This window comes from Pseudomonas sp. 44 R 15, from assembly GCF_900004965.1.
GTDB classification, from domain to species: domain Bacteria; phylum Pseudomonadota; class Gammaproteobacteria; order Pseudomonadales; family Pseudomonadaceae; genus Aquipseudomonas; species Aquipseudomonas orientalis_A.
On sequence record NZ_CVTU01000030.1, the window covers coordinates 36,498 to 56,717 of the forward strand.

Annotated in this window: 21 protein-coding genes and 2 pseudogenes; 12 read left to right on the forward strand and 11 right to left on the reverse strand. The window is 61.3% G+C overall.

The window, feature by feature from the left end; genetic code table 11:
* Positions 1-81: 81 nt before the first annotated feature.
* Entirely contained in the window at positions 82-438 is a 357-nt protein-coding gene (gene queD / locus BFP93_RS02385) for a 6-carboxytetrahydropterin synthase QueD (RefSeq protein WP_065884039.1), read from the reverse strand.
* A 76-nt stretch (positions 439-514) separates the two neighbouring features.
* The gene (locus tag BFP93_RS02390; protein ID WP_065891817.1) at positions 515-1,594 is read right to left on the reverse strand and encodes a patatin-like phospholipase family protein; all 1,080 of its coding nucleotides are present in this window, start codon (positions 1,592-1,594) and stop codon (positions 515-517) included.
* Positions 1,595-1,731: 137 nt separating this feature from the next.
* Here BFP93_RS02390 and BFP93_RS02395 point away from each other — a divergent pair, with 137 nt between their 5' ends.
* From BFP93_RS02395 to BFP93_RS02410, 4 genes are read left to right on the forward strand one after another with little or no spacing between them, the layout of a single operon-like run.
* Entirely contained in the window at positions 1,732-2,034 is a 303-nt protein-coding gene (locus BFP93_RS02395; protein ID WP_065891818.1) for a PepSY domain-containing protein, read from the forward strand.
* Entirely contained in the window at positions 2,034-2,345 is a 312-nt protein-coding gene (locus BFP93_RS02400; RefSeq protein ID WP_057726271.1) for a PepSY domain-containing protein, read from the forward strand. The genes BFP93_RS02395 and BFP93_RS02400 overlap by 1 nt, the downstream gene beginning before the upstream one ends.
* Positions 2,345-3,013, forward strand: a complete 669-nt coding sequence (locus BFP93_RS02405; RefSeq protein WP_065884046.1) for a response regulator transcription factor — start codon at positions 2,345-2,347, stop codon at positions 3,011-3,013. Before BFP93_RS02400 ends, BFP93_RS02405 begins: the two co-directional genes overlap by 1 nt.
* Positions 3,010-4,323 (forward strand): sensor histidine kinase, encoded by a 1,314-nt coding sequence (locus BFP93_RS02410; protein WP_065891819.1) that lies wholly within the window; start codon positions 3,010-3,012, stop codon positions 4,321-4,323. Before BFP93_RS02405 ends, BFP93_RS02410 begins: the two co-directional genes overlap by 4 nt.
* 597 nt (positions 4,324-4,920) lie before the next feature.
* Here BFP93_RS02410 and BFP93_RS29525 read toward each other — a convergent pair.
* On the reverse strand, positions 4,921-5,676 hold the full coding sequence (locus tag BFP93_RS29525) for a methyl-accepting chemotaxis protein (RefSeq protein ID WP_370737767.1): 756 nt from the start codon (positions 5,674-5,676) through the stop codon (positions 4,921-4,923).
* A 102-nt stretch (positions 5,677-5,778) separates the two neighbouring features.
* Positions 5,779-7,068 (reverse strand): annotated as a pseudogene (locus BFP93_RS29530) (HAMP domain-containing protein); the annotation flags it as partial.
* 241 nt (positions 7,069-7,309) lie between these two features.
* On the opposite strand from BFP93_RS29530, the gene BFP93_RS02425 reads away from it, so the two are divergent.
* The 3 genes and pseudogenes from BFP93_RS02425 to BFP93_RS29540 all read left to right on the forward strand — a co-directional run bounded on the left by BFP93_RS02425 (position 7,310) and on the right by BFP93_RS29540 (position 10,486).
* Positions 7,310-8,629 carry a Na+/H+ antiporter family protein gene (locus tag BFP93_RS02425; protein WP_163001645.1) on the forward strand — a complete coding sequence of 440 codons (1,320 nt, stop codon included), beginning with the start codon at positions 7,310-7,312 and terminating at the stop codon, positions 8,627-8,629.
* A 267-nt stretch (positions 8,630-8,896) separates the two neighbouring features.
* Positions 8,897-9,628: pseudogene (locus tag BFP93_RS29535) on the forward strand (cache domain-containing protein); the annotation flags it as partial.
* A 102-nt stretch (positions 9,629-9,730) separates the two neighbouring features.
* The gene (locus BFP93_RS29540; RefSeq protein WP_370737768.1) at positions 9,731-10,486 is read left to right on the forward strand and encodes a methyl-accepting chemotaxis protein; all 756 of its coding nucleotides are present in this window, start codon (positions 9,731-9,733) and stop codon (positions 10,484-10,486) included.
* A 68-nt stretch (positions 10,487-10,554) separates the two neighbouring features.
* Here BFP93_RS29540 and flgE read toward each other — a convergent pair whose 3' ends face one another.
* On the reverse strand, positions 10,555-11,865 hold the full coding sequence (gene flgE / locus BFP93_RS02435; RefSeq protein ID WP_065891824.1) for a flagellar hook protein FlgE: 1,311 nt from the start codon (positions 11,863-11,865) through the stop codon (positions 10,555-10,557).
* A 256-nt stretch (positions 11,866-12,121) separates the two neighbouring features.
* Here flgE and BFP93_RS02440 point away from each other — a divergent pair, with 256 nt between their 5' ends.
* The gene (locus BFP93_RS02440; protein WP_065891825.1) at positions 12,122-13,189 is read left to right on the forward strand and encodes an AI-2E family transporter; all 1,068 of its coding nucleotides are present in this window, start codon (positions 12,122-12,124) and stop codon (positions 13,187-13,189) included.
* On the opposite strand, the gene BFP93_RS02445 is transcribed toward BFP93_RS02440, so the two are convergent.
* From BFP93_RS02445 to BFP93_RS02455, 3 genes are all read right to left on the reverse strand, one after another.
* Complete coding sequence (locus BFP93_RS02445; protein ID WP_065891826.1) at positions 13,186-13,368, reverse strand: hypothetical protein; 183 nt, start codon at positions 13,366-13,368, stop codon at positions 13,186-13,188. The two genes, BFP93_RS02440 and BFP93_RS02445, sit on opposite strands and share 4 nt — an antisense overlap.
* 91 nt (positions 13,369-13,459) lie before the next feature.
* On the reverse strand, positions 13,460-13,654 hold the full coding sequence (locus BFP93_RS02450; protein ID WP_057726255.1) for a hypothetical protein: 195 nt from the start codon (positions 13,652-13,654) through the stop codon (positions 13,460-13,462).
* 233 nt (positions 13,655-13,887) lie between these two features.
* Positions 13,888-14,241, reverse strand: coding sequence for a hypothetical protein (locus tag BFP93_RS02455; RefSeq protein WP_065884089.1), 354 nt, complete (start codon positions 14,239-14,241; stop codon positions 13,888-13,890).
* 165 nt (positions 14,242-14,406) lie between these two features.
* Between BFP93_RS02455 and BFP93_RS02460 the strand changes: the two genes are divergently transcribed.
* Positions 14,407-15,225: a shikimate 5-dehydrogenase gene (locus BFP93_RS02460; protein ID WP_065891827.1), complete on the forward strand. Its 819-nt coding sequence runs from the start codon at positions 14,407-14,409 to the stop codon at positions 15,223-15,225.
* A gap of 169 nt (positions 15,226-15,394) precedes the next feature.
* On the opposite strand, the gene BFP93_RS02465 is transcribed toward BFP93_RS02460, so the two are convergent.
* Positions 15,395-16,045: a YceH family protein gene (locus tag BFP93_RS02465; RefSeq protein ID WP_065891828.1), complete on the reverse strand. Its 651-nt coding sequence runs from the start codon at positions 16,043-16,045 to the stop codon at positions 15,395-15,397.
* Between the two features lie 115 nt (positions 16,046-16,160).
* Between BFP93_RS02465 and BFP93_RS02470 the strand changes: the two genes are divergently transcribed.
* The gene (locus BFP93_RS02470; RefSeq protein ID WP_057726249.1) at positions 16,161-16,670 is read left to right on the forward strand and encodes a DUF1993 domain-containing protein; all 510 of its coding nucleotides are present in this window, start codon (positions 16,161-16,163) and stop codon (positions 16,668-16,670) included.
* Between the two features lie 85 nt (positions 16,671-16,755).
* Here BFP93_RS02470 and sstT read toward each other — a convergent pair whose 3' ends face one another.
* Complete coding sequence (gene sstT / locus BFP93_RS02475; protein WP_065891829.1) at positions 16,756-17,976, reverse strand: serine/threonine transporter SstT; 1,221 nt, start codon at positions 17,974-17,976, stop codon at positions 16,756-16,758.
* Between the two features lie 159 nt (positions 17,977-18,135).
* Positions 18,136-19,038 carry a transcriptional activator NhaR gene (gene nhaR / locus BFP93_RS02480; protein WP_065884067.1) on the reverse strand — a complete coding sequence of 301 codons (903 nt, stop codon included), beginning with the start codon at positions 19,036-19,038 and terminating at the stop codon, positions 18,136-18,138.
* Between the two features lie 134 nt (positions 19,039-19,172).
* Between nhaR and BFP93_RS02485 the strand changes: the two genes are divergently transcribed.
* Positions 19,173-19,424 carry a hypothetical protein gene (locus BFP93_RS02485; RefSeq protein ID WP_065891830.1) on the forward strand — a complete coding sequence of 84 codons (252 nt, stop codon included), beginning with the start codon at positions 19,173-19,175 and terminating at the stop codon, positions 19,422-19,424.
* Between the two features lie 28 nt (positions 19,425-19,452).
* Complete coding sequence (locus BFP93_RS02490) at positions 19,453-20,202, forward strand: TerC family protein (protein ID WP_065884069.1); 750 nt, start codon at positions 19,453-19,455, stop codon at positions 20,200-20,202.
* Positions 20,203-20,220 lie beyond the last annotated feature (18 nt).

Below are 20,220 nucleotides of genomic sequence, written 5' to 3' on the forward strand. Positions count from 1 at the left end.
GTGCAGTCGTGAAACAATTTGGATCAGCTGCGGCGAGGCGTAAAAAAACCACCCGCAGGTGGTTCTTCAACGCTGGATCGCTTATTCGCCGCGATAAATGCAGCCGCTGGTGCACGTCTCATGGATGCGAATCGCGCTGAGTTCCGGCAGCAAGGGTTTCAATTCAACCCAGATCCACTTGGCCAGCACTTCGCTGGTGGGGTTTTCCAGGCCGGGGATGTCATTGAGGTAGTTGTGGTCCAGACGCTCGTAGAGCGGCTTGAAGATCGCCTTGATTTCCGAGAAGTCGCGAATCCAGCCGGTATGGGGATCCAGGTCGCCGCTCAAGTGGATCGCCACCTTGAACGAATGCCCATGCAGGCGCCCGCATTTATGGCCGTCCGGGACGTGGGGCAGGCGGTGGGCGGATTCGAACGTAAACTCTTTGAAGATTTCCACGGTATTTTCAGCTCGGTCAGGTATCTGGCAGGCGGCGAGTTTAACAGCTTGACCCGCCGCCGCGCATACCGCCGGGTCAAAGTGCTTGCAAACGCTCGCCCAGGCCACCGTTGTCCGCCAACTGCAGGAACTCATCGCCCAGCCGTCGACTCTCGCTCATTGCCGTCTGCCAGTAGGCGTTGCGGCTCGCGTCGTCGCCCATGAAGCGCTTGAAGTCGCTGCGGTCCGGCAATTTACCGTGGGGCAGGCGGGCCAGGTAGTCCCTTGACGGTGCCAGCAGCAGGACATCCTGCAACCCCTGTGGGTTGCTGCGCCGCCACGGCAGGCCTTTGTCGAACCAGCCCGGAATGACGCGGTCGGTGAAATGCGGGTACAGCACGATATCGTCGCCGCAGTAGGGCAGGTCGAGGTGGTAGTCCAGCAGGCCGCCGTCGCGGTAGGTGCCAACGCCTGCGCCGGGCAGGTCGCGCACGCCTTGCATCACCATGGGAATCGAGCCGGATGCCAGCAGCGCCTGGCGCAGGTTGCCCATTTGCAGTTCAAGGAAGCGCGACGGGAAATCCTCCAGCGCGTGCACCGGAGGCGCCTGGCGGGGATCGTGGATGATCAGGCGTTCGAAATGCCGCGACAGTCGTGCGCGGCCGCGCAGGTTGTCGGCAATCACCGATGACAGGCCCAGGCCCAGCCGGCCTCGATGGTCATCGGCGAGCAGGCCATGGCTTTTCACCACCATGATGTTCAGGCGGTAGTCGGGGTGGTTCAGCACCTGTGCATCACGGCCGGCCAGCAGGTCGTCGAGCATGCGCCGGCAGCTCTGGCTGACTTCGGCCATGGTCACGCCTTTGGCGAAACGCTGTTCGTTGTACAGGCGGCCCAGGTCGAGCAAGCCTTGCACCGGGTCGGGCAGGCAAGCGCTGGCAAACCGCCAGGAACCGATGGACGCACCGATCAGCGCGCGCTCCCGAGGCATGCGCGCCAGCCAGTCGCCGAACAGCGCCAGGTCCAGGCCCTGGATGCCCAGCGCCTTGGGGCCGCCGGCCGCACCCGGGAGAATGCCAACGTCGGCAGGTGCAAGACCTTGCTCGCGAATGCGCGCAAAGGCGCGTTTGCCGGCCCTGAGCGTCAGGGCGGGGAACTTGATGTGAATAGCGGTCATACCGTTCTCTGTCAGAGCGATTGCAGGAGCAAGCTCACTTCTGCGGGAAATTGCCATGGTGGCAATTCAGTTTCAATTAAGTTGCCGCGCGTACCGTGATCATTCGTAGGAAAAACATCCTGAAACGGAGACTTATCATGAAGCGCCTCACAGCGCTGGTCGCCGCCGGTATCATTGCGTTCTCGGTCACGCCGGCCTGGGCAATGGACCCCGACAAACCACTGAAATTGCCTGGCACTGTTACAATTGTCGCCTTCGATCAGCTTGAAGCCACCGCCTTGGGCTTGCATCCGGGGTCGACCTTGCTGGGCACCGACCTGGACGAGGAATACGGCAAGTACATCTACCAGATCGAGCTGGAAGATGCCCACGGCCTTGAATGGGACGTTGAATTGGACGCGCTCACCGGGCACGTTCTCAAGAATCATCAGGACACGTAATGACGCTATATCGACGCGCCGGTAGTCTGGTGCTGCTGGCGCTCTTGGCCTTTTGCTCAAGCCTGGCCGCTCGCGACCTCAATCAGGATGAAGCCTTGGCGCTGCGGCAGCAGGGCGTGATCCTGCCGCTGGAGCTCCTGTTGCATAAGGCGATGTCACGCTACCCGGGAGGCCGGCTGCTGGAGGCGGAGTTGGAGCTCAAGCATGGCCAATACGCCTATGAAGTGGAACTGGTGACCACCGAAGGCGTCGTGCGCGAAATCAAGCTCGACGCCACCAACGGTACCTTGATCAAGGATAAGGAAGACTGATGCGCCTGCTTTTGGTGGAAGACAACGTCCCGCTGGCCGATGAGCTGCTGGCCGGCCTGCAGCGTCAGGGCTATGCGGTCGATTGGCTGGCCGATGGACGCGACGCGGCGTACCAGGGCCGCAGCGAGCCCTATGACCTTATCATCCTCGACCTTGGCCTGCCGGGCTTGCCGGGGCTCGAGGTGCTGGGGCAATGGCGCGCGGCAGGCCTGGCCACGCCGGTGCTGGTGCTGACGGCGCGTGATTCCTGGGCGGAACGCATCGAGGGGCTCAAGGCCGGTGCCGATGATTACCTGAGCAAGCCTTTTCACCCCGAAGAGCTGCACCTGCGCATCCAGGCGTTGTTGCGCCGGGCCCACGGGCATGCCAACCAACCGACCCTGCAGGCCGCCGGTCTGCACCTGGACGAAGGCCGCCAGTGCGTGCTGCGCGACGGTGACGAGATCCAGCTCACGGCCGCCGAGTTCCGCCTGTTGCGCTATTTCATGCTGCACCCCGAACAGATCCTGTCCAAAAGCCATCTGGCCGAGCATCTCTATGATGGCGAGACCGAGCGCGATTCCAACGTGCTGGAAGTCCACGTCAACCATCTGCGCCGCAAACTGGGACGCAGTGTGATCGAAACCCGGCGCGGCCAGGGTTACCGGTTTGGCGCCAGCCCTGCATGAAGTCGATCCAGCGGCGCTTGAGCCTGGGGTTGATCAGCGTGATGGTGATCGTCGGCGTGGTGCTGGCGCAAACCAGCCTGTGGCTGTTCGAGGCCGGATTGCAGCGCTATCTGGAGGCCGGGCTGCGCAATGACAGCGAGAACCTGCTGGTGGCGCTGGTGCGTGGACCCAACGGTGTGCAGTTGGACGAGCAGCGCCTGTCACCGGCCTATCAACGGCCATTCTCGGGGCACTATTTCCGCATTGATTTTGCCGATACGCACTGGCGCTCCCGCTCATTGTGGGACCAGGAACTGCCGACGCTTCCCGAGGCCGGTCTCAAGGGCAACCTGCAACTGGGGCCTGAAGGCCAGAAACTGTTGGTATTGCGCTCGGACTACAAACGCTTCGGCCAGTCGATCTCCATCAGCGTGGCGCAGGACTACACGCCGGTGCGGGAAAGTTTCCGCCTGATGCGCCAGATCGGCCTGGTACTGGGGCTGGCGGCCTTGCTGGTGGTGTTGGTATTGCAGCGCATCACCGTACGCCGCGCCTTGCGCCCGCTGGAAACCGCGCGCAATCAGATTGCTCAGTTGCAACAGGGCCAGCGTTCGCAACTGGACACCCAGGTGCCGGCGGAGCTGGAGCCGCTGGTGGCGCAGATCAACCATTTGCTGGCGCACACCGAAGACAGCCTCAAACGCTCGCGCAATGCCCTGGGCAACCTGGGGCACGCGCTGAAGACCCCGTTGGCGGTGATGCTGAGTGCCGCGTCAAGCGAGGCGCTCAGGGATCAGCCGCAGTTGAGCAAGTTATTGCGCGATCAGCTTGAACAGGTGCAGCAGCGCCTCAACCGCGAGCTCAATCGCGCGCGCCTGGCCGGTGAAACCTTGCCGGGGGCGTTGTTTGACTGTGAAAAGGAACTGCCGGGGCTATTGGCCACCCTGCGCATGATCCACGGCGAACACCTGGACCTCAGCTACCACGTCGCCCCGGGCCTGCAACTGCCCTGGGACCGGGAAGATTTGCTGGAGCTGCTCGGCAACCTGCTGGACAACGCGTGTAAATGGGCGGATGCCGAAGTTCGACTGAGCGTGAGTGAGGCGCCGCACGCCTATCGGCTGGCGGTCGAAGACGATGGCCCGGGCATTCCGGAGATCCAGCGTGAGCAGGTGTTCAGCCGTGGCGCACGCCTGGATGAACAGATTGATGGCCACGGCCTGGGGCTGGGCATTGTGCGCGATATTGTTGAAGTGTGGGGCGGGGTGCTGCAGTTGCAGGAAAGTGAGCTGGGTGGGCTCAAGGTGCTGATCGAATTGCCCAGGCGGTAGTGCCAATCTAAAACTGTGGGAGGGGTGGTGCGACGATTCGACTTGCCCCCCCGTTGCTACTTGTCAGCCTATGACTATCTTACTGATGCTCCACAATCCAATGTGGGAGGGGGCTTGCCCCCGATGGCGGCCTCTGGGCCGACCAGGGTGTTGGATCAGACCGAGTACATATCCGTTTCTGCGGTCACGGCTACTTAGGGTTCCGCCCTGACGGCGGCTCACTTTTGAAAAGCGCAAAAGTAAGCAAAACGCTCTTGCCCCACCACTCGGCACCTCGCTTAGGCTCGGTGTGCCCGAACGCAGGCTTGAATCCGTGGGCCGCCGCCACGCGCCATCCATGGCGCGGGGCGGCTAACCCGGCGTCCTGCCGGGTTACCCACGGATTCAAGCCTGCGTTCGGCCAGCGTGGTTTAACGGGGCGCCTGAGATCAAGATCAAAAGCGGCTCGCTTCGCATCGTGGTTAGGGTGGGGGCATCGCCGTCTGTAGGAGCGAGCTTGCTCGCGAAAAACTTACAGGCACCGCGTTCATTCAGAAAGCACGCGTTATCGTTGACGTTTTTCGCGAGCAAGCTCGCTCCTACATTGGACCAGCGTCGTTACACCCGGAACTGATCCATCAACCCCTGCTGCTGATTCGCCAGGTTGTTCAACGCCCGGCTCACGCGCGCCGATTCATTGGCTTGTTCCGACAGCGACTCGGTCACGTCGCGAATTGTCGCCACGTTGTTGTTGATCTCCTCGGCCACGGCGCTTTGCTCTTCGGCGGCGCTGGCGATTTGCAGGTTCATGTCGCTGATCACGGTGACGGCGTCACCGATCTGGCGCAGTGCGGTGACCGCCTGGCCGACCTGCTCGACACTGCCTTGAGCCTGACGATAGCTGTTGCCCATGGCACCGACGACTTCCTGGGTGCCGCTTTGCAATTGCTCGATCACGACGCGGGTTTCTTCCACCGATTCCTGGGTGCGTCGTGCCAGGTTGCGCACTTCGTCGGCCACCACGGCAAAACCCCGGCCGGCCTCACCGGCGCGGGCGGCCTCGATGGCGGCATTGAGCGCCAGCAGGTTGGTCTGCTCGGCGATGCCGCGAATCACTTCCAGCACCGAGCCGATTTTTTCGCTGTTGCTCGCCAGGCCTTCAACCTGGGTCATGGCAGTGCTCATGTCAGCCGCCAGCAGGCCGATGTTGTTGGTGGTCTGATCGATCACGGTCAGGCCGTCGCGGGTGGACTGGTCGGCATCGCGGGCCGCTTGCGCTGCCTGGGCTGCGCTGCGGGCGACGTCCTGGGCGGTGGCGCTCATTTCGTGGGAGGCCGTGGCCACCTGGTCAACCTGACGATACTGCTGCTCCATGCCGGCGCTGGTTTCGCTGGCGATCGCGGCGGATCGGTCGGCGGTGCCACGGGCGTCCTGCACCGATTGTTTGACCTCGGCGATGATCGGCTGCAGCTTGTCGAGGAAACGGTTGAACCAGCCGGCCAGTTGGCCCAGTTCGTCCTGTTTGTCGTAGGCCAGGCGGCGGGTCAGGTCGCCTTCGCCGCTGGCGATGTCCTCGAGCATATGTGCCACGCCGAGGATCGGCCGAGTCACGCTGCGCGCCATCAGCCACACCAGGATCAAACCGACCACGGCGGCCAGCAGGCCCAGGCCAAGTTCGAGCAGGGTGCCCTGGGTATTGTCGGCATCCAACTGGGCCTTGAGCGCCTCGGCCGGGGCCACCAGGACTTTTTTCGGTACGTCCAGCAGCACGCCCCATGGCTTGCCGTCCGGGATCGGGGCAAAGGGCGCCAGCACTTTGAGTTGGTGGTCGGTGCGCAGACTGCGGATCTGTGTGCCGCTCGCCAGGGCACTGATCAACTGTGCGCCGCTGTCGGGGTCGACCTGGTCCAGGCGTTGACTGAGTTTGCTGGCGTCCGGGCTGTAGCCCGCGAGCAAGCCGGTGGGGCTCAGAATGCTGACGTGGGCCTGGCCGTCGTAGAGCTTCTGGCTGGCCTGTTGGCTCACGGCCTGCAAGCTGTTGAGATTGATGTCCACCGACAACGAGGCAATGACCTTGCCGTTGACCATCAGCGGGAAGACGATGCTGGTCATCAGCACGTTCTGCCCGTCGATCACATAAAAGTAAGGTTCGATCACGCAGGGCTTGAGGGTGGTGCGCGGGCAGGTGAACCAGGCGTTGGCTTTTTCGCCGCTGGGGCCGATGGACGTGTCGGTCATGTCGCTTTCGGGCAGCGCCATGGAGGTGATTTTGCCGGGCGTCGGCTGCGACCAGTACAGGGCGAAGCGGCCTTTGTCGTTACTGCCCAGCTCCGCCTGGTTGGCGAACAGCTCATCCTTGCCATCCAGCGCATTGGCTTCAAATACCAGGGACAAACCCAGCAGGTCGGGGTTGGCCTGCAGCGCGGCGCGGACCTGACGAGTCAGGTCTTCGCGGGTGTCGAAGGCATCCAGGAAGCGTTTTTCCGCCTGTTCGCGCAAAAACAGCACCTGGCGGGAAAACCCATGGCCGTACTGGTAGGCATCCATGAACTGCTGGCGAATGCCCAGCGCCTGCACTTCACCTTGCGCCTCGATACGCGCCTGGGCGGCTTCATCGAGCATCTGCATGCTGGACGCCTTGACCTGCTCGGAACTCTGCGCCATTCGGTACAGCGACAGACCCACCAGCAGGGTCACGATCCCCAGCAGGCACAGGCCCGCGAGCAGGGTAATTTTCCATTGAATGGAGAGCTGCCTGAGCGACATCGGGACATCCTTACATGAATACACATAGAGACACCGTTATCGGCTGCGCGCGTTTTTTCTTTATTCAAACAGTCAATTTAAACCTGCCCAGGGTCACAGCTTTTTGACATGGCCGGCCGGCTGCTGCAAAGTGCGGGCCCTCTAATAAGACCTCTTTGAGCCCGTACGCCGGCAGCGCCTTCAATGGCCGCTGCGGCGCGGGCATGCCTGTCTTTTATGTTTCTGTCTTGAGGTAACCATGATTAACGCTGTTATCGCCGCGGTCGGCACCATGCTGGTGCTCAGCCTGTCCCGTGTGCATGTGGTCATCGCCATTATTGTGGGCGCCCTGGTGGGCGGCTTGACCGGAGGGCTGGGGATCGACGCCACGCTCAAGGCGTTTAACAGCGGTTTGGGCGGCGGTGCGACGGTGGCTTTGTCCTACGCCTTGCTCGGCGCTTTCGCGGTGGCGATTGCCAAGTCCGGCCTGGCACATGCCTTGGCGGACAAAGCGCTGCTGCTGGTCGATCGCCAGGAAGCCAGCGGCGGCAACCACGTCAAATGGCTGCTGATCGGCCTGCTCGGGGCGGTGGCGATCGCTTCACAGAACATCCTGCCCATCCACATCGCGTTCATCCCGCTGCTGGTGCCGCCGTTGTTATATGTGCTGACCAAGCTGCAACTGGATCGCCGCCTGATCGCTTGCGTCATGACGTTCGGCTTGATCACGCCGTACATGTTCCTGCCGGTGGGCTTCGGCAATATCTTCCTCAACCAGATCCTGCTGGCCAACGTGGCCAAGAGCGGTGTGGACATCAGCCAGGTCAACGTGACCCATGCCATGAGCCTGCCTGCGCTGGGCATGGTGGTCGGGCTGCTGGTGGCGGTGTTTATCAGCTATCGCCGAAAACGCGTGTACGACCTGGAAAAAATCGAGCGTGTCGAGCAGGTGGCGGTGCAGTACAACCCATTGACCCTGCTGGTGGCCGGCCTGGCGATTGCCTCGGCGTTCATCATTCAACTGTGGCTGGACTCGATGATCATCGGCGCGTTGGCCGGGTTCCTGATTTTCTCGGTGTCGGGCATCGTGCGCTGGCGCGAGACCGATGACCTGTTCACCGAAGGCATGAAGATGATGGCGATGATCGGCTTCATCATGATCGCCTCGTCGGGCTTTGCCGAAGTGCTCAAGGCCACCGGTGATGTGCGCTCCCTGGTGGAAACCTCGGCGGCGTTCATCGGCCATAGCCGTGGAGTCGGGGCGTTGTTGATGCTGCTGGTGGGGCTGTTGGTGACCATGGGCATCGGTTCGTCGTTTTCCACGGTGCCGATCCTGGCCGCGATTTTCGTACCGTTGTGTGTGCAACTGGGCTTCAGCCCGGTGGCGATCGTGTGTATCGTCGGCACCGCCGGCGCGTTGGGCGACGCCGGTTCACCGGCCTCCGATTCCACACTCGGCCCGACCTCCGGCCTGAATATCGACGGCCAGCACCATCATATCTGGGACACCGTGGTGCCGACTTTCCTGCACTACAACCTGCCGCTGCTGGCGTTTGGCTGGCTGGCGGCGATGACGCTCTGACATCAGCTCCCTCACCTCACTGTAGGAGCGAGCTTGCTCGCGAAAAACGCCCAGATAACGCGTTCATCCAGAATGCACGCGTTATCGTTGACGACCTTCGCGAGTAAGCTCGCTCCTACAGAAATGACGCATTTGGCCGCTAACCTCTCAAGTCGCCCCTAATAAGAGAGAAAAGCCATGCGTCTGAGCCTCAAGGCCAAAGTCCTGTCCCTTGCCGTCGTGCCGGTGTTGCTGTTCGCCCTGGTCATCAGCCTGACCACCGTGTGGATGCTGCAGGGCCAGGCGCGCAACGAGGTGGATGAAACCCGCCAGCGCCTGCTCAACGATGCCAAGGCTACCCTGCAGGGTTATGTCGAAGTGGCCATGACCACCATCAAACCGCTCTACGACGCCGCTGCCCCCGGCGATACGGCGGCGCGGGCGCAGGTGGTCAAGTTGCTGTCCAACACCGGCTATGGCAAGGACGGCTACTTCTTCGGCTACGATTCCGAGACCATCCGCCTGTTCAAGGGCAACAGCCCGGACGGCGTGGGCAAGAGCTTCAAGGATAACCGCGACCCCAACGGCGTCTACGTCAACCGCGACCTGGTCAAAGTCGGCAAGGATGGCACCCACTACCTGCAATACAGCTCGACCCAGCCCGGCCAGACCGAGTTGGTGCCCAAGCTCGGTTACACCGAATACCTGCCCAAGTGGGACATGGTCATCGGCACCTCGGTCAACCTGGATGGCATCGAAGCCCAGGTCGCAGTGGTCGAGGCCAAGGTCCACGCGCGCATGGAGGGCGTGCTGTTGAGCATTCTCGGTGTGGCCGCCGTGGTGTTGCTGGTGATCGCCGCTGTCGGCCTGCTGGTGGCCAACACCATTCTGCGCCCACTGAGCCTGATGAAGGCCAACCTCGACGATATCGCCGCCGGCGAAGGTGACTTGACACGCCGCCTGGCCATTACCAGCCAGGACGAACTCGGCGACCTGGCCGGCGCGTTCAACCGCTTTGTCGACAAGATTCACGGCCTGGTCCGCCAGATCACCGAAATGACCGCGCAACTCACCGGCCTGGTGAGCCAGGTGTCCGAGCAAGCCCAGCGCTCGGAAACCGCCATGGAGCGTCAGCGTCACGAAACCGACCAGGTCGCCACCGCGATCAATCAGATGTCGTCCGCCGCCCATGAAGTGGCGCGCAGTGCCCAGGGCGCCGCCGTTGCCGCGCAGCAGACCGATGCCGAGGGCCAGGCCGCCAAGCGCGTCGTGGACGGCAGCATCGCGCAGATTCATGCGCTGGTGAGCGATATCCGCAGCAGCGGGGTGTCCCTCGACAGCTTGCAGCAGGATGTGTCGTCGATTGTCAGCGTACTCAGTGTGATCCGCTCGATTGCCGAACAAACCAACCTGCTCGCGCTGAACGCGGCGATTGAAGCTGCGCGTGCCGGGGAGGCCGGGCGCGGCTTTGCCGTGGTCGCTGATGAAGTGCGCGCCCTGGCCAGCCGCACCCAGACCAGCACCCAGGAAATCCAGGGCATGATCGACCGCCTGCAAAAAGGCACCGAAGCCGCCGTGGACGCCATGCGCCGCTCCAGCGATGCCGGTGACGGCACCTCGGCCCAGGCCAACCAGGCCGGAGCATCGCTGGACACCATGGCGCAGTTGATCGGCACCATCAACGCCATGAACGCGCAGATCGCCAGCGCCGCCGAAGAGCAAACCGCCGTGGCCGAGGAAATCAACCGCAGCGTGCACCAGATTGCGGGGGCGGTGGACAGCGTGGCCGATGAAACCCGACTCGGCGCCCAGACGTCCCGCAGCCTGGCGGATTTGGGTCAACGCCTGGGGCAGTTGGTCGGTCAGTTCAGGATCTGATCACTCCAGGCTTGGCTCCACCGCTTTTTTACGCGGCAATGCGTGAGAAGTTCACAGGCTGTACGGCATCAGCTCATCTGAATCAATGTCTTGAGGATGGTGCTTTCGGTCGAGATGGTTTTTGCGTTCGCCTGATAGTTGCTCTGGGCCTTGATCAGGTCGACCAACTCGTTGGTCAGGTTGACGTTGGAGTTTTCCAGGGCGTTGGCCTTGATCGAACCCAGCGTACCGGTTTGCGGGGCGTCGTAACCGGGTTGGCCCGAAGCGAAGGTCTCTCGCCAGGTCGTGCTGCCGCCAGGCTGCAGGCCTTGTTCGTTGTTGAAGCTCGCCAGCGATATCTGGCCCACAGCCTTGCTCTGCTGGTTACTGAACGTGGCGAACAGTACCCCGTTGCCGTCGATTTTAAGGCCGGTGATCTGGCCAGTGGCATAGCCGTCGGTGAACGGCGGGTTGCGATAAGTGGCCGAATTGTATTGGGTGGTGTTGGCGATGTTGATGGCGATCCCGGTCGGATTGGCAGTCGCGCCGTTTGCTTTCCACACACCTCTCGTCACAGTGCCAGGGACCCAGCCGGTAATGGTCAGGATTTTATCGGATACGCCTGCGGTTACCACGCTGGTGAGCCTGCCTGCACCGTCAAAGGTCAATGTCGACGGCACCGGTGGGGTCGATGGCGTGCCGGTTGGCGCCGAACCATCAGGGTTGCGACCGTCAATCAAGGTGTAGGCGTTCCACTTGTTGCCGTCGGTTTTCACCAGGTACTGCACCATCGGGTGCGCGTTGCCCTGGGCGTCGTACAACGTCGTGCTGTATTGAGTGGTAAAGGTGCTGGTGTCGGTCGGGTTGAATGGCTTGGCCGCCTGGTCGATCACCCGTTCCGAGGCGTTCAGGTTACTGGTGGAGTCCACCTTGGTGGAGGCCTTCGGCGGCAGGTTCGACAGGTTCAGTTGCAGGTCGGTCAGGCCACGCTTGATGATCTTGCCATCGGCATCCGCCGCGTAGCCTTGCAGGCGCGAGGTGCCCGTGTTGTTGGTGATGTAGCCGTCTTTGTCGGCACGGAAGGCACCGCTGCGGGTGTAGGCCAGCGAACCGTCGCTGCCTTTCTGGACGAAGAAACCACTGCCCTGGATCGCCATGTCGAGGATGCCGCCGCTGCCGTTGACGTCGCCTTGAGTGAACTGCTGAGACACGGTCGCCAGGTTCACCCCGTTGCCGATGCTGTTCTGGCCGGTACCCAGTTTGGAGGCGGCATAGATGTCGGCGAATTCCGCACGGGAGGACTTGAAGCCTGTGGTCGCGACGTTGGCGATGTTATTGCCCGTCACGTCCATCTGCTTGTTGGCGGCGTGCAGACCGCTAAGGCCAGTATTGAAAGACATATCAACTCCTTGGGGTGCCGTTGCTGTTCAAGGCGGGGAAGGGCTGAGTGTGTACAACGCGCATGGATGTTTGTGGGAGGTTGTGTGGAGAGAGGGTGGAGGCCTGGATTTATTTACCCGGTGCGACGTCAGAGGTCGCGCATCAGCACGATTGATCTGCGTCTACCCTTGCAACAAAGATGGCACTCGCAGCGCTGGCAGCGGACTAAGCAGCAGGGCGCACATGCGCGCTCTGCTTTTCTGACATGGATCGGACATGAATCAAACCAATCTGCAATTCAAAACCTTGTTGTTACTGCTGGCCCTGGTCACGGTCGCCTTTATCTGGATATTGCTGCCGTTCTACGGCGCGGTGTTCTGGGCGGTGATCCTCGGCATCATCTTTGCGCCCATGCAGCGCCGCCTGCAGCAGCGCTTTGGCTGGAACCGCAACCTGACGTCCCTGACCACCTTGCTGGTGTGCCTGGTGATCGCGATTTTGCCGGTGATCATTACCAGCGCCTTGCTGGTGCAAGAGGGCGCCACGCTCTATAAAAACGTCGAAAGCGGCAAGTTGGATGTGGCCGGTTATATCGAGCAGTTCAAGCATTTCCTGCCGCCGTATTTCCAGCACCTGCTGGACCGTTTCGGCATGGGCAACCTGGAAGGCCTGCGCGAGAAGGTGGTCAAGGGCGCGATGCAGGGCAGCCAGTTCTTCGCCTCCCAGGCATTCAGCTTCGGCCAGGGCACGTTCGATTTCCTGGTGAGCTTCTTCATCATGCTGTACCTGCTGTTTTTCCTGCTGCGCGACGGCCCGGAGCTGGTACGCAAGGTGCGCACGGCGGTGCCGCTGGCCGAGCCGCAAAAGCGTCGCCTGCAACTCAAGTTCAATCGGGTGGTGCGGGCTACGGTCAAGGGCAACGTGCTGGTGGCTGTCACCCAGGGTGCGCTGGGGGGCTTGATCTTCTGGTTTCTGGATATTCCCAGCGCGTTGCTCTGGGCGGTATTGATGGCGTTTCTGTCCCTGCTGCCTGCGGTGGGCGCCGGGATTGTCTGGGGACCGGTGGCCGCGTACTTCCTGTTGAGCGGTTCGATCTGGCAGGGCGTTGTGCTGGCCTTGTTCGGCGTGTTCGTGATCGGCCTGGTGGACAATGTGCTGCGCCCGATCCTGGTGGGCAAGGACACCAAGATGCCGGATTACCTGATCCTGATCTCGACCCTGGGCGGGCTGTCGGTGTTTGGCCTCAATGGTTTCGTGATCGGGCCGCTGGTCGCGGCGCTGTTCATATCCTGCTGGGCGTTGTTTGTCGAAACCAAGCCACGCGTCAAGCTGCCGCTGCCCTAGGCTTCAAGCCTGTAGCCGGCTGCCAGCTGGCGTTGCATCTTGGCGTCGGATAATGAGGTGAGCGGGCCGCTGATGGGCTCGCCATCGCTTACCACGTACCAGCAGGCGAGCAGGCCGCGCTTGCGAAGAGGGGCGGGAACGGCGCTGCCGATGACGGACATGATCTGAACAGTGGGCATAAGTACCTCCAAACGTTATGGAGGTCACCTTACGGTGCGCCGGCGCCGAGGAAAAATCACCTGGCTCGATAGTCGACATCAATGCCAGGCGTCAGTCCACCACCTGATCGAGCATGTGCACCACTTCCTGTTCGCTGAGCAAGCCTTTGCGCACCAGGCTTTCGGCCAGCAATGCCAGGAACTTTGCGCTGCGGTGGCCTTCCAGGTGCTTGAGTTCGGTCAAGGCGCTGTAGACCTTGCTGGACGTGCAGAGGCCAGCGGTGCGGTGCGGATTTTGCGTGGGCATGGTCCATCGTCCTTAATTGTTATTGAGTGGACAGAATCAATACTGAGACGGCTTGGTGACACAAACATGACAGCGTTTGTATGAGTCGATCAAGAGGCGATCCCAACCTGATGATGTGGGATCGGCGCTCAAGCATTGTCCTCACAACGACCTTGGCAGCATAAATCCAGACTTTGCCGCAAAAAAAGGCCCCGCGTGTGGGCGAGGCCTGTGGCGTGTGCACCGATCGGCGGTTACCAGCCGTGGCGATAGTAGCCGTGGGGCGGGCCATAGTAGCCATAACCCCGTGGCGGGCCGTAATAGACGGGCGCCGGGCGGTAATAGACCTGTTGCTGCACGTACACCGGTGGTGGCGGCGCGTAGTAGACCGGCGGCGGAGCGGCATACACCGGCTGCGGCTGCACGTACACCGGTTGTTGCTGTACATAGACCTCACGAGGCTGGCTGGCAACCACGGAGCCGACGACGGCTGCACCGACAATCGCACCCAACACGGCCGGGCCGCCCCACCCACCACCGTGAGCGGAAGCTTGGCCTGCCATAGCGAGTGCGCCAATAAGCAAAGCAATCCTGGGGACTTTACGCATCATGATCTTTCCTCGGTTAGCCCCTGCGCTTGTGGTCTGCAATCAATAGACTCAAGGATTGTCGCGGGGATACTTTTAAGACAACGTATTTCTAAAAAACAGCACAGCCAATAGGTAAAGGTTGTGTAAGGTCTGTACCGATTTGCTTACCTCAAGGAGTTACCCATGCAGATGCACCCCAACAAGGACACCCGGCTGTGCATGTCACTGTCGGCACGTCCCGGAAATTTCGGCCTGCGTTTCCATAACCATCTGTATGAGCAACTGGGCCTGAATTTCTACTATAAAGCCTTCAGCAGCCAGGACTTGCCTGGCGCGATCGGCGGCATACGAGCGCTGGGCATTCGCGGCTGTGGCGTGTCCATGCCGTTCAAGGAAGCTGCCATCGCTTTAGTGGACGAACTTGACGATTCGGTTCAAGCCATCGATTCGTTGAACACCATCGTCAACACCGACGGCCGTCTAAAGGCCTACAACACCGATTACATCGCCGTCGAGCAGCTGCTGAAAAAGCATCAGGTGCCCAAAGATTCGAGCTTCGCCCTGCGCGGCAGCGGCGGCATGGCCAAGGCCGTAGCCAGTGCCTTACGCGATGGCGGTTACGCCAAGGGTGTGATCGTGGCGCGCAACGAAGCGGCGGGCAGGGCCCTGTCGCAGAACCTGGGGTACGCATGGCAGGCTGAGTTGGGCGAGTTACGCCCGCAACTGCTGGTGAATGTGACACCGATCGGCATGAGCGGCGGGGCGGAAGCGGATCAGCTGGCATTTGCGGCCGAGGCCGTGGACAACGCCGAGACGGTGTTCGATGTCGTCGCGATCCCTGCTGAAACACCGTTGATCGTGCGTGCGCGTGCCAAGGGCAAGCGGGTGATTACCGGGCTTGAAGTGATTGCGATCCAGGCGCTGGAGCAGTTTGTGCTGTATACCGGCGTGCGCCCTACGCAGGAGCAGTTCCAGGCGGCGGTGGCCTTCGCCCGGAGCTGACGCCTTGTAGGAGCGAGCTTGCTCGCGAAAAACGTCAACGATAACGCGTGTTTTCTGAATGAACGCGATGCCAGTGAGTTTTTCGCGAGCAAGAGCTAGGCGTCCCCATCGCTCCTACAGACGGTGGTGTGCGCTTAACTAATTGGCATTAGCGCAAGATTGAATCTCGTCAGGCCTGTTCCAACTGTGTCAGGCGTTCTTCCAGGGCGGCAATCCGCGCTTCCAGCTCTTCAATGCGGTCGGCGCCGACGGCCCCGCCGCCACGCTCCACCGGGTTCCCGCGTGCGGCAATAATCGCTTCGATATCCGCCGGGTCGCCCAGCGCATGGGTATACCGATCTTCGCGCTGCCCCGCCTGGCGCGGCACCAACACAGCCAGGCCGCGGGCAATCAGGCGTTCCAGCTGATGCACCACTTGCTCGGCGTCTTCAAAGTCATGCATGCGCCCGCTGCGCGTCAGCAACTCGTTGACGGTCTGCGGCCCGCGCAGGAACAACAGCCCGATCAGGATGACCTGCGCCGGTACCAGTTCCAGCGCCTTGTCGACGCGGTGTTCCCAGCGGTCGGCGCGGCTGCCCATGACCAGCCGGGTAAAACCCTGGCCTTCCAGTACGCGCAAGCTTTGGCCAACCTGGCCCTGGCTGAGGTTGGTCACCGGTTCGCGGCTGGTCTTCTGGTTACAGGCCAGCATCAGGGCGTTAAGGGTCAGGGGATAGGTTTCCGGGTTGGTCGCCTGCTTCTCGATCAGGCAGCCCAGGACGCGGATTTCCGTGCTGTTCAGGCGCGGCTCAGAAGTGTCGGTGTCGTGCTCGGCGGTCATCGCGCGTTCCCTATGCAGTGAATCCACTAGCCTAAGCCGGAAAAAATAAAAGACAAGCGGCAGGCATGGCTATAATCGTCGCTGGTTCCAACCCTGCCATTACCGTGAGACTGACATGACTATTTCCCTGTATGCCGCTTCCATCCCAGTCTTCAAGCAAATGCTCAACGCCCTGAGCGATGTGCTGAACAAGGCCGAAGCCCACGCCAGCGCCAAAAACATCGAGCCGAACGCCTTGCTGCAGGCGCGCCTGTTCCCGGACATGTTCCAACTGGTGCGCCAGGTACAGATTGCTGTCGACTTCGCCAAAGGTGTCAGTGCACGCCTGGCCGAGATTGAAGTGCCCAAGTACGAAGACAGCGAAGTCACCTTCGCCGACCTGCAAGCGTTGATCGCCAAAGTGCTGGCCTTTGTCGACACCATCAAGCCTGAGCAAATCGACGGCAAGGAAGGCATCGAGATCGTCACTCGCCCGGGCACCCCGAAAGAGAAGCGCTTCAGCGGCCAGTCCTACCTGCTGACCTACGGCCTGCCGCAGTTCTTCTTCCACGTCACCACCGCTTACGCCTTGTTGCGTCACAACGGCGTGGAAGTGGGCAAGCGTGACTACATGGGCGCTTTCTAAGCCTGTGACATGATCGTTCCCACGCTCTGCGTGGGAATGCCGCCCTGGACGCTCCGCGTCCGGCTCGTTGCGCAATGGCTGGTGTTCAAGCCGGCTGTGCATCCTTGTCCAAACACGCCGCTGCGGTGAACAACACATCGGTGGACGAGTTGAGCGCGGTTTCCGCCGAATCCTGCAATACGCCGATGATGAAGCCGACAGCCACCACCTGCATGGCAATCTCACTCGGAATGCCGAACAGACTGCACGCCAGCGGAATCAGCAGCAGCGAGCCGCCGGCCACGCCCGAAGCCCCGCAGGCACAGATGGCCGCGACCACGCTGAGCAGTACGGCGGTGGGCATGTCCACGGCGATGCCCAGCGTATGCACGGCTGCCAGCGTCAGTACAGTGATGGTGATTGCCGCACCGGCCATGTTGATCGTGGCACCCAGGGGGATCGACACCGAATACGTGTCTTCATGCAGGCCCAGGCGTTTGCTCAACGCCAGGTTCACCGGAATATTCGCCGCCGAGCTGCGGGTAAAGAACGCGGTGATACCGCTTTCGCGCAGGCACAGCAGCACCAGGGGGTAAGGGTTGCGACGCAGTTTCCAGAATACGATGGCCGGGTTGATCACCAGCGCCACAAACAGCATGCAGCCGATCAATACCACCAGCAGATGGGCATAGCCGAGCAGGGCGCCGAAGCCGGAGGTGGCCAGGGTCGAGGCGACCAGGCCGAAGATCCCCAGCGGGGCGAAGCGGATCACCATCCGTACGATCAGCGTTACGCCATTGGACAGGTCGTCGAGCACGGTGCGGGTGGTGTCGCCTGCATGGCGAATGGCAATGCCCATGCCGATGGCCCAGGCCAGGATGCCAATGAAGTTGGCATTCATCAGCGCGCTGACCGGGTTATCCACCACGCTGAGCAGCAGGCTTTGCAGCACCTCGCCGATACCGCCGGGGGCGCTGACGGTGGCGTCATGGGTAGCCAGGACCAGGGAAGACGGGAACATCATGCTGGCAACCACCGCGACCACCGCAGCGGCAAAGGTACCCAGCAAATACAGAAACAGGATCGGTCGGATATGGGTTTCCTGGCCGTGTTTATGATTGGCGATGGACGCCATCACCAGCACGAACACCAGGATCGGCGCGACGGCCTTCAGGGCCGCGACGAACACTTTGCCGATAAAGCCGGTGGCCTTGGCGGCCTCTGGCAGCAACAGGGCCAGCAGAATGCCGGCGATCAGGCCGATGATGATTTGGGTGACCAGGCTGACGCGCATTAAACGTTGCAGCAGAGAAGGGGCAGCAGTCATAAACGGTTGTCTCTAGTTTTTTTAGTGGGCACAGCATTGCAGGGAGAAAGTACTGTAGGAAGCAGGCGCAAAGTCTAGCATGCTGTAGGACGAGTCCCGTTTGCTGCGTCATTGCGTCACCGCCACCGTCGGATTTGCCAAATCGCGCCCACAGTGTGGTCAGGGCAGGGCGGTAAACAGTTCGCGTCGGGCGCCTTCGGTAATCGCCACGATGCCCGGGTGCTTGACCTTGCGCTCCACCGAGATGGCGTAAAACGATTCGGTCACCGCGTCGGTCTGGCCGATCAGTGCCACGCCGTACTGGCGCACCACCTCATCGGCGATCACGCTGGGGGCGATAAAAATGCCGCTGCCGGATTGCCCGAATGCCTGCATCAAGGCGCTGTCGTCGAACTCGCCGATGATCCTGGGCTGAATCTGCTGATCGGCGAACCAGCGCTGCAAACGGCTGCGCACCACGGTCTCCGCGCCGGGGATCAACAACGGTGCGCCGTGCAAACACGCCGGGAACGCGCCGCCATGTTGCTCGGCCAACGCGTGGGTGGCAAAAAAGCTGATGCCGCATTCCCCCAGCTTCTGGCTGTAGCCCTTGATGTCCAGGTGAGTAGGCATCGGGCTGTCGGAAATCACCAGGTCCAGGCGCTGGATCGCCAGGTCGGCCAATAACCGTTCGAGTTTGTCTTCACGGCACGTGATGCGGATCGGTTCGCTCAGCTCCATGGTGGGCGCGATCAGGCGGTACACGATGGACTTGGGCACCACGTCCGCCACCCCGACGCGAAACACAATCTGCTGCTCATTGGGCTGCGCGCGTAGCATCGCCTCCAATTCATTGCCGGTCTGGAACATCTGCTCGGCGTAGGGCAGGGCCTGGCGCCCGGCTTCGGTCAGCTCCAGCTGGCGCCCTACGCGCTGAAACAGGGCGATGCCAAAGGTCTGTTCCAACAGGCTGATCTGCCCGCTGATGGTTTGGGGCGTAAGGTTCAGTTGTTCGCAGGCGCGCACGATGCTGCCCGTCTTCGCCACCACCCAGAAGTAATGCAACTGTCGATAATTGAGCATCACCGTCTACACTTCGTAAAAACCGAAGTATACCTGAGAAAAATACGAATTTTTCTGAACTGTTCATCTGCATAAAATGCCTCGCTATCGCGGGGCCACTATTTGGCCCCAGGGGTTCTAACGAGGAATACATCATGAAACTCAATTCCCTGGGCGCGGCGTCGCTGCTTGCGCTTTCATTGGTGATGATCAGCGGTTGTGATCAGGTCGAGAAAAGCGCGCAGCAGGTGCTGGGCAAGGCCACCGAGTCGGCCAAGCAAGCCATCGATGACACCCAGAAGGCCGCCGAACAGGCATTGAGTGAAGCGACCCAAGGCTTGATCAGTCCGCAGAAAAAGGACGACCCGGCAGAAAAAGACGCTGAATCGAACACCCAAGAAACCTAATTTCCCAGCACAACGTCAGGACTGACCTATGGATTATCTTTTACAACTGGCCGCCAGCCCCACCGCGTGGATCGCGCTGGCCACCTTGATCGTCATGGAAATCGTGCTGGGCATCGATAACCTGATCTTCATCTCGATCCTCACCAACAAACTGCCCGAGCAGCATCGGGCCAAGGCGCGGCGCATTGGCATCAGCATGGCGCTGATATTGCGCCTGGGCTTGCTGAGCACCATTGCCTTTATCGTGCAGCTGACGGCGCCGGTGTTCGAAGTGTTCGGCCAGGCCTTTTCGTGGAAGGACATGATCCTGATCGCCGGTGGCCTGTTCCTGGTGTGGAAGGCAACCACCGAGATCCACCACAGCATGGACCCGGCGCCTGAAGAGAAAGCCAGCGTTGGCAATACGGTTGCCATCGGCTTTGCTGCCGCCATCGGGCAGATCCTGCTGCTCGACCTGGTGTTCTCGATCGACAGCATCATCACGGCAGTGGGCATGACCGAACACTTGCCGATCATGATCATTGCCGTGGTGACCTCGGTCATCGTGATGCTGGTGGCGGCCGAACCCTTGGCCAAGTTCATCAACGACAACCCGACCGTGGTGATGCTGGCCCTGGGTTTCCTGATCATGATCGGCATGACGCTGATCGCCGAAGGCTTTGGCGCCCATGTACCAAAAGGCTACGTGTATGCGGCCATGGCGTTCTCGGCGGCGATCGAATGCCTGAACATTGCCCGACGTAACCGGCACGCGCGTTTGCTTGCTGCCCGGCAGTAACGCTTGACCTGAAAAGCC